The 12,235-nt window shown below is 65.9% G+C and carries 12 protein-coding genes; 6 read left to right on the top strand and 6 right to left on the bottom strand.

Features of this window, described 5'->3' with window-relative positions; genetic code table 11:
- Positions 1 to 12 precede the first annotated feature (12 nt).
- Positions 13 to 1,536, bottom strand: coding sequence for a replicative DNA helicase (locus JOZ79_RS14030; RefSeq protein WP_294075402.1), 1,524 nt, complete (start codon positions 1,534 to 1,536; stop codon positions 13 to 15).
- 184 nt (positions 1,537 to 1,720) lie between these two features.
- Here JOZ79_RS14030 and dcd point away from each other — a divergent pair, with 184 nt between their 5' ends.
- On the top strand, positions 1,721 to 2,275 hold the full coding sequence (dcd, locus tag JOZ79_RS14035) for a dCTP deaminase (RefSeq protein WP_294075404.1): 555 nt from the start codon (positions 1,721 to 1,723) through the stop codon (positions 2,273 to 2,275).
- Between the two features lie 6 nt (positions 2,276 to 2,281).
- On the opposite strand, the gene JOZ79_RS14040 is transcribed toward dcd, so the two are convergent.
- From JOZ79_RS14040 to JOZ79_RS14060, 5 genes are all read right to left on the bottom strand, one after another.
- A complete protein-coding gene (locus tag JOZ79_RS14040; RefSeq protein WP_294075407.1) occupies positions 2,282 to 2,689 on the bottom strand; it encodes a DoxX family protein in 408 nt (135 codons plus the stop codon).
- Positions 2,690 to 2,753: 64 nt separating this feature from the next.
- Positions 2,754 to 3,365: an NADPH-dependent FMN reductase gene (locus tag JOZ79_RS14045; RefSeq protein ID WP_294075410.1), complete on the bottom strand. Its 612-nt coding sequence runs from the start codon at positions 3,363 to 3,365 to the stop codon at positions 2,754 to 2,756.
- A 61-nt stretch (positions 3,366 to 3,426) separates the two neighbouring features.
- Entirely contained in the window at positions 3,427 to 5,958 is a 2,532-nt protein-coding gene (locus JOZ79_RS14050; protein WP_294075412.1) for an RNB domain-containing ribonuclease, read from the bottom strand.
- A 183-nt stretch (positions 5,959 to 6,141) separates the two neighbouring features.
- Positions 6,142 to 6,405 carry a DksA/TraR family C4-type zinc finger protein gene (locus tag JOZ79_RS14055; RefSeq protein WP_294075415.1) on the bottom strand — a complete coding sequence of 88 codons (264 nt, stop codon included), beginning with the start codon at positions 6,403 to 6,405 and terminating at the stop codon, positions 6,142 to 6,144.
- Between the two features lie 107 nt (positions 6,406 to 6,512).
- Positions 6,513 to 7,883 (bottom strand): M28 family peptidase, encoded by a 1,371-nt coding sequence (locus tag JOZ79_RS14060; RefSeq protein ID WP_294075418.1) that lies wholly within the window; start codon positions 7,881 to 7,883, stop codon positions 6,513 to 6,515.
- A gap of 98 nt (positions 7,884 to 7,981) precedes the next feature.
- Between JOZ79_RS14060 and JOZ79_RS14065 the strand changes: the two genes are divergently transcribed.
- The 5 genes from JOZ79_RS14065 to JOZ79_RS14085 all read left to right on the top strand — a co-directional run.
- Positions 7,982 to 9,481: a CoA-acylating methylmalonate-semialdehyde dehydrogenase gene (locus JOZ79_RS14065; protein WP_294075421.1), complete on the top strand. Its 1,500-nt coding sequence runs from the start codon at positions 7,982 to 7,984 to the stop codon at positions 9,479 to 9,481.
- Positions 9,482 to 9,548: 67 nt separating this feature from the next.
- Positions 9,549 to 10,067 (top strand): hypothetical protein, encoded by a 519-nt coding sequence (locus JOZ79_RS14070; protein WP_294075423.1) that lies wholly within the window; start codon positions 9,549 to 9,551, stop codon positions 10,065 to 10,067.
- Complete coding sequence (locus JOZ79_RS14075; RefSeq protein WP_294075425.1) at positions 10,051 to 10,293, top strand: hypothetical protein; 243 nt, start codon at positions 10,051 to 10,053, stop codon at positions 10,291 to 10,293. The genes JOZ79_RS14070 and JOZ79_RS14075 overlap by 17 nt, the downstream gene beginning before the upstream one ends.
- A gap of 15 nt (positions 10,294 to 10,308) precedes the next feature.
- Positions 10,309 to 10,947, top strand: coding sequence for a glutathione transferase GstA (gene gstA, locus JOZ79_RS14080; RefSeq protein ID WP_294075427.1), 639 nt, complete (start codon positions 10,309 to 10,311; stop codon positions 10,945 to 10,947).
- Between the two features lie 122 nt (positions 10,948 to 11,069).
- Positions 11,070 to 12,235, top strand: a 1,166-nt coding sequence (locus JOZ79_RS14085; protein WP_294075430.1) for a calcium-binding protein, incomplete at its 3' end; no start/stop codon positions are given.

Here is a 12,235-nt window from a genome sequence, read left to right on the forward strand (position 1 = left end):
CATCCCCAGAGACTAGTCGCGCATCTGCGGCAGGTAATCGTCGTCCGCGGCGTCGCTGAACTTGGTCGTTCGGCCGTCGAAGCGGACCCGCACGATTCCCGTCGAGCCGTGGCGCTGCTTGGCGACGATGACCTCGGCCCGGCCCGCGGCCTGATCGTACTTCGCCTTCCATTCCTCGTACTTGCCGACCTTGTCGAGGTTGCTCGACGCTTCTTCGGGTGTCGGCATCTCGACCTCGGTCGCCTTCAGATAATAATCCTCGCGATAGATGAAGAGGACGATGTCGGCGTCCTGCTCGATCGAGCCTGATTCCCTGAGGTCCGACAGCTGCGGCCTCTTGTCCTCGCGTTGCTCGACCGCTCGGCTGAGCTGCGAGAGGCCGATCACCGGCACGTCAAGTTCCTTGGCGAGCTGCTTCAGCCCGCGGCTGATTTCGGAGATTTCCTGGACCCGGTTCTCGCTCCCGTTGCGTCCTGTCCCCTGAAGGAGCTGGAGATAGTCGACGACGATCACTCCGATATTCTTCTGCCGCTTCAGTCGCCGTGCCCGCGTCCTGAGCGCGGCAATCGTGAGGCCGGGGGTGTCGTCGATGTAAAGGGGCAGGCTCTGAAGCTCGGCGGCGGCGCGAGCGAGGTCACGGAACTCGTGCTGAGAAATCCGGCCGGTCCGCAAGTTCTCGGACGTGATGCCGGATTGTTCGGAAAGAATACGGGTCGCCAGCTGGTCGGCTGACATTTCGAGGCTGAACAGAACGGCCGCTGCCCCAGCCGACTTCTCCGGCTCGATCCCGGCTTCGGCGTCGCTCATGAATCGACGCGCGGCGGCGAAGGCCATGTTGGTGCCCAGTGCGCTCTTGCCCATGCCGGGGCGCCCGGCGACGATGATGAGGTCGGACTTGTGAAGACCGCCGATCTTCGAGTTGAGGGCGTCGAGGCCGGTCGTAAATCCCGACAGATGGCCGCCGCTGTTGAGCGCGCGCTCGGCCATTTCGAGCGCATCCTTGGTGGCTTCCGCGAACGACTTCGCCTTGCCGGCCGAGCCGCCTTCCTCGGCGACCTTGTAGAGCTGGGTCTCGGCCTTCTCGATCTGCTGGAGAGGAGCAATCTCCTCGCTGGTGTCGAGCGCCCCCTCAACCAGATCGCGGCCGACACCGATCAGTGCTCGCAGCAGCGCGAGGTCGTAGATTTGTGCCGCGAAGTCGCGCGCGCCGATGACGGCCGCGCCCGAGCCGGTCAGCTGGGCCAGATAGGCCGGGCCGCCGACCTGCTTCATCGCGTCGTCGCCGTCGAAGATGGGCCGCAATGTCACCGGGTTGGCGACGCGGTTGGCGTCGGTCATCCGCAGGATCGCTTCGTAGATTCGGCCGTGGAGCGGCTCGAAGAAATGGTCGGGCTTCAGCTTTAGCTGGACATCCTCGACCAGCCGGTTGTCGATCATGAGGGCGCCGAGCAGCGCCGCTTCGGCCTCGACGTTCTGCGGAAGTGCCTGGGATACGGTGTCGGCGGGGGGTTCGGCAATGCGGATGACTTCGGCCATGGCTGTCCTCTAGGCTCGGGACAGCGCCGTGCCCAAGCGGAACATATGTAGCACAGCTGTGGATAGACTGTGCACGAATCGCACTGCCGTTCGCCCGAAGTCCGAGAAACCGCGACGAGCGCCCATCCACAGAAATAATCCGGACCAAATTGAAGCGGTCGGGCGGTCCCGTTAGGCACTCGGAATGGCGATTTTGTCCGACCGCTGGATTCGCGAGCAGGCCCGGGATCGCGGCATGATCGAGCCGTTCGTCGAGAGCCAGCGGCGCGAGGGCTGCATCAGCTATGGCCTGTCGTCCTATGGCTACGATGCCCGGGTCTCGGACGACTTCAAGATCTTCACCAACGTCGACAATGCGCTCGTCGACCCGAAGGACTTCGCCCACAACAGCTTCGTCGACCGCAAGACCGACGTCTGCATCATTCCGCCCAACAGCTTCGCGCTTGCCCGCACCGTCGAATACTTCCGGGTGCCGCGTGACGTGCTCGTCATTTGCCTCGGCAAGTCGACCTATGCGCGGTGCGGGATCATCGTGAACGTGACTCCGCTCGAGCCCGGCTGGGAGGGCCATGTGACGCTGGAGTTCTCGAACACCACCCCGCTTCCGGCCAAGGTCTACGCCAACGAGGGCGCCTGCCAGTTCCTGTTCCTGCAGGGTAACGAGCCCTGCGAGGTCAGCTATGCCGACCGCGCCGGCAAATATATGGGCCAGAAGGGCGTTACCCTGCCAAGGCTGTAACGAAGATCAGTGAATGCGCTGGTTGCGCAGCCTCAGCCCGTCGATGCTCCATGCCCCTGGCCCGGCGGCGGCCAGGTAGAGGAAGATGAAGCAGAACAGGATCGCCGCTTCGCCCATGTTCGCCGCCGGCCAGAAGCTCTTCGGGAAGTGCGCCATGAAATAGCCGACCGCCATCTCGCCCGAGGCGATGAAGGCCGCGAGGCGGGTGAACAACCCGATGGTGACGAGGGCGCCGGCGAACAGCTCGATCGTGGCGGCCGCGACCTCGATGGGAGGCAGCGGACCGGGCATCGGGAACGGCACCGGAAAGGCAAAGAACTTCTGGGTCGCGTGCTCGACGAACAGGAGACCTGCGACGATCCTCAACACGGCGAGCAGCTGCGGCTGCCAGCGTGAAAGCCAGGGAAGCTCCATTGACATCCTCCGACGGTTGTTCCGGCGCCGATCTAACCCGCCGCCCTAGCCCTCGCCAGAAGGATCATGCATGTTCCTTCTGTTGAGCCGCGTGGGCCGCGTCCTCGGCAAGGGCCTGGCGCGAGCGGTGGATCATGTCGACCCAGTCGTGAAAAGCGTGCGCGACCTTCGTCACGAGATCCTTGAGCGATCCGTCCGCCAGCTCCCCATTCTGCTGGAAACTGTCGTCGGTCACATGGCCGAAATAGGCTTCCGGCTGCTGCATCACCGGCATGTTGAGGAACACACAGGCCTGCCGCAGCTGATGATTGGCGCCAAACCCGCCGAGCGCCCCGGGCGACACGCTGACGATTGCCGCCGGCTTCTTGTCCCAGACGCTCTGCCCATAGGGGCGGGAGCCGATGTCGATCGCGTTCTTGAGGACTCCGGGGACGCCGCGGTTATATTCGGGCGTGCAGAACAGCACTCCGTCGACCGGAGCGACCTGCTGCCGGAAACGCACGACTTGCTCTGACGGGGTTGCGTCGGCGTCCTGGTTGTAGAGGGGCAGATCGCCGATCTCGACCATCGAGCAATCGAGATTGTCGTCGCGAAGCTTGCAGATCGCCCTCGCCATCTTGCGGTTGAGGCTGCCCTCCCGAAGGCTGCCGACGATGATTGCGATTCTGTAGGCCATTGCGGGTCTCCTCGGTGGCGCAGTTTCAAATGACGCTGCCGCGCAAAGGTTGCGACCGGTCTCAGCGACGGCGGCTGGAGTGGCGGATGTTCGCCGGGCGTCCGCGACGGCCCGTGCTTCGGACGCGGTCGGAGCGCGGCCGCGGCGCGGGACCGCCGTAGCTGCCCTCCGGAAGCTCGAACCGGAGCGATCCGGACACCGGGTTGGCTTCCGCCAGGCGAAGCGTCAGGCGCTGGCCCATTCGGTAGGTTTCGCCGCTCTGCTCGCCGACCAGCGCCTTCGCGGCTTCGTCGAAGCGGAAATATTCCTGACCGAGGTCCTTTGCGAGGACCAGCCCGTCGCCGCCGAGGTCCTCGACCGTGGCGAAGAAGCCGAACGGCTGCACGCCGCTGATCCGGCAGTTGACGAGCTGTCCGACGCGGTCCGACAGATATGCCGCGACGTAGCGGTCGACGGTCTCGCGCTCCGCTTCCATCGCGCGTCGTTCCAGCATCGAGATCGTCTCGCCGATCTGCTCGAACTTCTCGTCCTCGCCGCGCGGCAGGCCGCCCTCGCCGAGCCCGTAGGCGCTGACCAGTGCACGGTGGACGAGGAGATCGGCATAGCGGCGGATCGGCGAGGTGAAATGGGCATATGTCGCAAGCGCGAGACCGAAGTGGCCGAGGCGCTCCGGGCCGTAGCGCGCCTGCATCTGCGTCCGCAGGAGCTGCTCCATGATCTCCTCGCGCCCCTCGCTGTCCCCCACCCGCTCGATGACTCGGTTGAAGGTGCCGGGCCTGATCACCTGGCCGAGGGTGAATTCGACTCCGAAGGTCTTGAGGTAATCCTTGAGCGCGACCAGCTTTTCCCGGCTAGGCGGCTCGTGGACGCGGTACATGACCGGCGCCTTCTTCGCTTCCAGCGCGCGGGCGGCGGCGACATTGGCGGCGATCATGAAATCCTCCACCAGCCGATGGGCGTCGAGCCGGTCGCGCGGGGCGATGGAGGCGATTCGGCCCTTTTCGTCGAGGACGACGCGGCGCTCGGGCAGGTCGAGCTCCAGCGGGTCGCGCTTCTGGCGGGCGGCGAACAGAGCGCGCCAGCAGGCCCAGAGAGGCTTCAACGCCTTTTCGACGAGCTCGGCCGGGACGGGGCCCTCGATCGGTTCGATGGGCGGCATCGAGCAGGGCGAGGAGGAGACTTCGATCAAATCCTCCCCGGAACGGGGAGGTGGCAGCCCGTCAGGGCTGACGGAGCGGGCCCCCTCCACCAACGAGCTTCGCTCGGCGGTCCCCCTCCCCGTTCCGGGGAGGATTTTTTCGGCCCGGTCCATTGCTGCCTGGGCGTCTTCGTAGGCGATGTTCGCGGCGATTCGGACCTTGGCTCGGGTGAAGCGCCAGCCCTTGATCTCGCCATGCTTGTCGATCTTCAAATGGCACGCCAAGGCCGCGCGATCGGCGCCTTCCTTGAGCGAGCAGATGTCGGCGGACAGCTCCTCGGGCAGCATCGGCACGACGCGGTCGGGGAAATAGACGCTGTTGCCCCGCGCCCACGCCTCGCGGTCGAGCTCGGAGCCGGGGCGGACGTAGAAGCTGACGTCGGCGATGGCGACGATGGCGTTCCAGCCGCCCTCCCCGTCCGGCTCGGCCCAGATGGCGTCGTCGTGGTCGCGGGCATCCTCGGGGTCGATGGCGACGATGGGGAGATGGGTGAGATCTTCCCTTGAATCCTCCCCGGAACGGGGAGGGGGACCGTTCGCCGAAGGCGAGTGGTGGCGGGGGCCCCGCTCTCCACGCTTGCCGGTCTCGTTTGCTGCCCCAGGCTCGCTTCGCTCGCCCCCCTCCACCGTCCTGCGGACGGTCCCCCTCCCCGTCCCGGGGAGGATTGGGAACTTCGAGACGCGGTGCGCCTCGTCGATCGCGTCCTGCGTGAATTCGTGGCGCAGGCCGTGCTTGTGGATCGCGATCAGCGAGAAGCTGCGCGGCGCGAAGGGGTCGCCGAGGACGGCATCGACGCGGGCGGTGACGCGCGGCGGGCGGCCGCTGATTTCGCAGAGGACGAGGTCGCCGGCTTCGGCGTCCTTGAGGTCGGCAATCGCGAACTCGCGGCGTTCGCGCTTGTCGACCGGCGACAGCCAGGCGCGATCGCCGTCGCGGCGGACGACGCCCAGCACCAGCTCGGCCGACCTGGCGAGCTTCTTCATCGGGTGGCCGATCCAACGGTCGCCGTGCTGCTCGGTCCGGCAGAGCACTCGGTCGCCGATACCGAGCGCCGACTTGCGGCCGCGCTCCTGCAAGCGGAGGCGCGGCGGGGGCGTTTCGGCGTGCCATTGCTCGGGCACCGCGAAGACGTGGCCGCTGTCGTCGACCTCGGTGATGCGGAGCACCGTGACCTTCGGAACGCCGCCCGACTGATGGAAGGCGCGGCCGGGCGACGAGTCGATCAGCCCCTCGTCGGCCATGTCCTTGAGCAGGCGCTTGAGGTCGATCTTGTCCTGGCCGGAGAGCCCGAAGGCGCGGGCGATCTCGCGCTTGCCGGCCGGCTGGTCGGAGGAAGCGATGAAATCGAGGATCTGCTTGCGGCTCGGCAGGCCGGCGGGTCGGTTGCGGGGCATCAGAAAGTCACGATGGTCACGTTCGATGCACTTTCAACGTCGGCGATTGCGCTTTCGCCGAGAGAGGAAGCGGCGACATTCGGCGCGACGGGCTGTGACCTTTGCGCAAGCGAGGGTGACGGAGTGGCCGCGATCGTCATTTCGCCCCGCTGTAACCGGGGCGAGCGGTGTAGGACAGGCCGATCAGCGCAGCTGGCTGTCCTTGCTGCCGCGGCGGTTGATGGTGGAGTGGACGACGGCCTTGTCGCGCTCCTGCTGGCAGGCGATGCAGGTTCGGACGCCGGGCAGCGCATCGCGCCGTTTCTTCGGGATCGGCTCGCCGCAATCGTCGCATTCCTCGGCGCTGTCGCCATGCGCCATCAGCGAGCGGGCGCGAAGGACGGCGTCCTTCACGGTGTCGTCGATCTGGTCCTGAACCGCGCCGTCGCGAGTCCATCCGCCGGCCATGGTTGCTCCTTCCAAGGCACAACATTCGTCATCCCGGACTTGATCCAGGATCCGCCTTCTTTTCGATGTAGGAAAGGCAGGCCCCGGCTCAAGGCCGGGGTGACGAATCACTTCTTCGGAGGCGCCGCGACGTATGGCCGAAATGCACCGCCCGGTACTGCCGAGGCGACGGGACTTTCGAAGCCGTCCTTGCTGACCGAGGACACGCCGAAAACCCAGTCGTCGACGCGGATGTGGGGCAAACTGATCAGGGCAAGGCCGCCTACACATTCGTTGCTCGCGCGCTCCGATTGCTGCCATTGACTGGCGTCCGTTCGTCGCCAGCGGACCATGTAGCCACCGACTCCTGGAAGGCATGGCCACCGCAAATCGGTCTGCGTACTAACCGCGCCTTCCACCTTTGGCGCGGGCGGCGGTGGGGCACTGGCGATGGCGGCGAGCGCGGCGACATTGAGCTTGGTTATCTTGGCGAGATAGGCGAAATCGACGTGGTCGATGGTGTCCCCGTAGCGGATGCCGTTCTCGGTCCTCAAATCCTGGTGCTGCCAGTTGTAGTTCTCGACCGCGACGCTGATCCGGGCAGCTGGATAGCCCATCTCAAGGAACGGGATATGGTCGCCGCCGCGGCCGAAGCGGTCGGTGCGCCAGATCTGACGGACGTCGAGGCCGATATTGAGGCGGTCGGCAAGGCTGTCGAGGAAGCGCGAGATGTTGCGCGACGGGCTGTCGTTCTCGCCGCCGAGGCTGTGGGACGCGGCGGCGAGGTCGGCTTCGCCCTGCGACCGTGGGCCTTCGGAGAGAACCCGGGCATGGGTGGAATCGCACACGCCGTCCGATCCGCAGCTGTTGCCGATGATGTCGTTGTTGAGGACGGTGACGACGTTCCAGCCCTGGGCCTTGGCGTAATCGGCGAGGACCTTGCCGCCGTAGAGGCCCTGCTCCTCGCCCGACAGCGCCGCGTAGACGATGGTGCCGGGGAACCTGTGCCTGGAGAGGACGCGCGCCGCCTCCAGGACCGCGGCTGTTCCCGACCCGTCGTCGTTCGCTCCCGGCTCCTCCGCGTTGGCGTTCATGATGTCGGTGACGCGGCTGTCGATATGGCCCTGGATGATGACGACGTCGTTGGGCCGCTCGGTACCGCGCTGGATGGCGACCATGTCGCGGACGCGCGTCGGCGTCGGGATGCGGGAGCCGGTGACCGTTTCCGACGGGTCGACGATGGTCAGGCAGTTGCCGCACGCCGCCGAGTCCCGCTGGAACTCGCCGCGCGTCCATTCCAGGGCCGCGCCGATGCCGCGCTTCGGGTCGGTTTGCGACGATAGGGTGTGGCGGGTGCCGAAGCTGACCAGGCTCTCGATCGTACGTCGAAGCTGCGCCTGGCTGACTGGCGCGACGATTGCGCGCAGCCTGGCATCGGTCGACGGCGGCGGGGCAGCTGCGATGGCGGCAAGGGCCGCTAATGCCGTCAATCTGTACATCGCGAGTCTCCCTGCATTCGGCATGGGGCAACTGGCATTTGCGCGGACGCGGGTCTAGTGGCGCGGCAACCCAACAGACTCGACGAGGACGCGTATCCATGCTTCGCAGCATCGACCATTTCATCGGCGGCTCCAGCTTCGCTTCGGGCGAGCGGCAGGCCGAGGTGTTCGACCCCAACCAGGGCCAGGCCCAGGCGCAGGTCCGGCTTGGAACGGCTGCCGATCTCCAGAAGGCGGTCGATGCGGCGAAGGCGGCGCAGCCGGCGTGGGCGGCGACCAACCCGCAGCGGCGCGCCCGGGTCATGTTCAAGTTCAAGGAACTGGTCGAGGCGCACATGGACGAGCTTGCCGAGCTTCTGTCGTCCGAGCATGGCAAGGTGCTCGCCGACAGCCGCGGCGACGTCCAGCGCGGGCTCGAGGTCATCGAATATGCGTGCGGCATCCCGCAGGCGCTGAAGGGCGAATATACGCTTGGCGCCGGACCCGGGATCGACGTCTATTCCGCTCGACAGCCCCTCGGCATCGGCGCCGGTATCACGCCGTTCAACTTCCCGGCCATGATCCCGATGTGGATGTTCGGAATGGCCATCGCCGCCGGCAATGCGTTTGTGCTGAAGCCCTCCGAGCGCGACCCCAGCGTTCCGATCCGCCTCGCCGAGCTGATGACCGAAGCGGGCCTGCCCGACGGCATCCTCAACGTTGTCCACGGCGACAAGGAGATGGTCGACGCGATCCTCGACCACCCGGACATTGCCGCGGTGAGCTTTGTCGGATCGTCCGACATCGCCCAGTATATCTACTCGCGCGGCACGTCGAACGGGAAGCGCGTGCAGGCATTCGGCGGCGCCAAGAACCACGGCATCGTCATGCCCGACGCCGACCTCGACCAGGTCGTGAACGACCTGACCGGAGCGGCATTCGGCTCCGCTGGCGAGCGCTGCATGGCTTTGCCGGTCGTGGTCCCGGTCGGCGACAAGACCGCCGATGCGCTGCGCGAGAAGCTCATCCCGGCGATCGAGGCGCTGCGCGTCGGCGTCTCGACCGATCCCGAGGCCCATTACGGGCCGGTGGTCAGCGCCGCTCACCGCCAGCGGATCGAGCATTATATCCAGATGTGCATCGACGAAGGCGGCGAGCTGGTCGTCGACGGACGCGGCTTCGCGCTCCAGGGCCACGAGGAGGGCTTCTTCATCGGGCCGACCTTCTTCGACCATGTGAAGCCGAGCTTCAAAAGCTACCAGGACGAGATCTTCGGCCCGGTCCTGCAGATGGTCCGCGCGGCCGACTTCGACGAGGCGGTCCGCCTTCCGAGCGAGCACGACTATGGCAACGGCGTCGCGATCTTCACCCGCAACGGCCACGCCGCGCGTGAATTCACGGCCCGCGTCAATGTCGGCATGGTCGGCATCAACGTGCCGATCCCGGTTCCGGTCAGCTACCACAGCTTCGGCGGCTGGAAACGCTCCGGGTTCGGCGACATCGGCCAGTACGGGCAGGAGGGCCTGCGCTTCTGGACCAAGACCAAGGTCGTGACCCAGCGCTGGCCCGACGGCAGCACCACCGGCGAGAACGCGTTCGTCATCCCGACGATGGGCTGACGGCCCGCTGCGGGACAAAGAGAACGCCTTCGGGGATACGGCTGTGCGGTGAGCGCGTTGGGGTCGGGTGAATCGCTCTCTCGCTCCCATCGCGGCCGGTGCCGCTTGCGCCGCCTGTGCCGCGCTCGTCGCATGCGGCACTTCCGGTCCGGTCGCCAAGGATGCCGGAAACACCGTCGCCGTGGTCACCAACGCCCCTGCCCCCGCCGCCAACGCAAGCGGCGGGCCGCCGCAGAACCGATCCGAGGCTCAGGCCGTGCCGGCCAGCCTGCCGACGGGCGACGTGCCCGCCCTCCCCGCGGCACTGATCGGACGGTGGGGCCTGACACCGGGGGATTGCACGTCGAAGCGCGGGGACGCCAAGGGCCTCCTCGTCATTGCTCCCCGGGAGCTGCGCTTCTACGAGTCGCGGGCCGTTCCCACTGCGGACGTGCAGGACGACGCGAGTTCCGCATCCGGGACGTTCCATTTCACCGGCGAAGGTCAGAGCTGGGAGAAATACCAGTCGCTGCAGCTGCAGAAAACGCTTCTGATCCGAACCGAATCCAACCCGACCGCGAGCTTCACTTATGCCAAATGCTCCTAGGCCGCTGATCGCGCTTGCGGCTGTCGCAGCGCTTGCCGGCTGCCACAAAAGCGCTCCGCAGCAGAATGCGGCCGCGAACCAGGTCGCTCTCGACAATGAGGAAGGGCCGCCGCCCGACATCGAGGCGCTGCCGCCCGACGAGAGTAGCGCAACCCCTTCCAACCAGCTCGTGAACGGCGACGACAGCCCGGACGTCAACGACACGACCGCCAACGGCGCGGACTAAGCGGAGGCAGAGGCGATGAAGCTCTATTACTCACCGGGCGCTTGCAGCCAGGCGCCGCACATCCTGCTGCATGAGATCGGGCTCGATCACGACGCGGTGAAGGTCGACCTCAAGGCCAAGACGCTCGAGGACGGCAGCAACTATCTCGACATCAATCCGAAGGGTGCGGTGCCGGCGTTGCAGCTCGACAGCGGAGAGGTGCTGACCGAGAATGCGGTGGTCCTGCAATATATCGGCGACCGCGCCGCCTGGCCCGAAGTGCTTCCGCCGCTCGGCAGCTTCAGCCGCTACCGGGTGCTGGAGCTGGTCAACTTCATCACCACCGAGCTGCACAAGAGGTTCAGCTTCCTGTTCAGCCGCGACGCGAGCGACGACGTGAAGCAGTTCGTGAAGGGGGACCTCGCGAAGAAGCTGAGCTGGATCGACCAGCGGCTTGGCGAAGGGCCGTTCCTGATGGGCGAGGAGCTGACCCTTCCCGATGCCTATCTGTTCGTGATCACCCGCTGGGCCGACAAGATGATCGGCCTCGACCAATGGCCGAACCTCCGCGCCTTTTACGAGCGGATGCAGAAGCGGGATTCGGTCCGCAACGTCCTCCGCTTCGAAGGATTGCTTCAGGACGACACACCCGCGCGCGAGAAGGCCGACCATTAACCTACTGCAGTTGACGGCTTAATTGCTGCCGCTAGGTTGCTCTCCGGGGTAGGGAGCAGCGTGTAGTCGTCCGGCTGCTGTGAGCGAGCGTCTCTCAACCGCATATCTGGGGGACAATCGCGATGACAGACATTGTGGGCACGGGTGGTGACGACACACTGACCGGCACGACCGGCGACGATGTGATCAAGGGCCTCGGCGGCAACGACAGCCTGTCGGGCAGCGACGGGAACGACACGTTGATGGGTGGTCCGGGCGACGATGTCCTCGATGGAGGCACCGGCACTGACGCGGCGAGTTATGCGACGGCCAGAAGCGCCGTGTCGGTCAATCTGGGCGATCACTCGGGCACCGGCGAAGGCACCGACACACTAACGTCGATCGAAAACGTCATTGGCTCGGCTTACGGTGACTTCATCGTGGGCGATGATGGCGCCAATGACCTCAGCGGCGGCGACGGAAACGATCATATCTACGGCGGTCTCGGACCCGATCACCTGTCGGGCGGCGCGGGCGACGACTGGCTAGCCGAGCAATGGACCTACGGCGAAGGGGTGAGCGACGACGTCTATGACGGCGGCGATGGCAATGACCGGGTCTATCTCTACACCGGGGGGGCGGGCGTCACGGTCGACCTTCGTCTGGACGGCGTCGCGCAGGACACCGTCGGAGCCGGGCACGACACTTTCATCAGCATCGAAGACATCATCACCGACATTGGCGCCGGGAATGACGTCCTGACCGGCAACGATGAGGGAAACTGGTTCACTACCTACGGCGGCAAGGACACGCTCTCCGGTAATGGCGGCGACGACCTCTTCACCATTTCTACGGGCAGGAAGATCATCGATGGCGGCGAAGGATCCGACACGGTTCAGTTCACGCAAAACAATGTGGTCGCCTCACTCTCACTGCAGGGGCAGGCGCAGAGCATCTCCGGCACGATTTTCACGCTTACCAGCATAGAGAACCTCGAAGGTTACCATGGTGCCGACCAGCTTTTTGGCGATTCCGGCAACAATACCCTGGCGGGCAATGCGGGCAATGATACGCTGAGCGGAGGCAGCGGAGACGACATCCTCGCGGGTGATGGCGGCTTCACTCAGTACGGTTCCGATACTGCAACGATCGCCTTTTTCCCGATCCTGGACGGAGCCACCGGCAACGATCTTCTCATCGGCGGCCTCGGCAACGACACCTTGATTGGCGGCCCGGGCATCGATACCGCCAGCTATGCCGACGCCACTGGGTCTGTTCACGTTGACCTCATAGCCGGAACATCCGGCGG

This window comes from Sphingomonas sp. (assembly GCF_019242355.1).
Lineage (GTDB): Bacteria > Pseudomonadota > Alphaproteobacteria > Sphingomonadales > Sphingomonadaceae > Sphingomicrobium.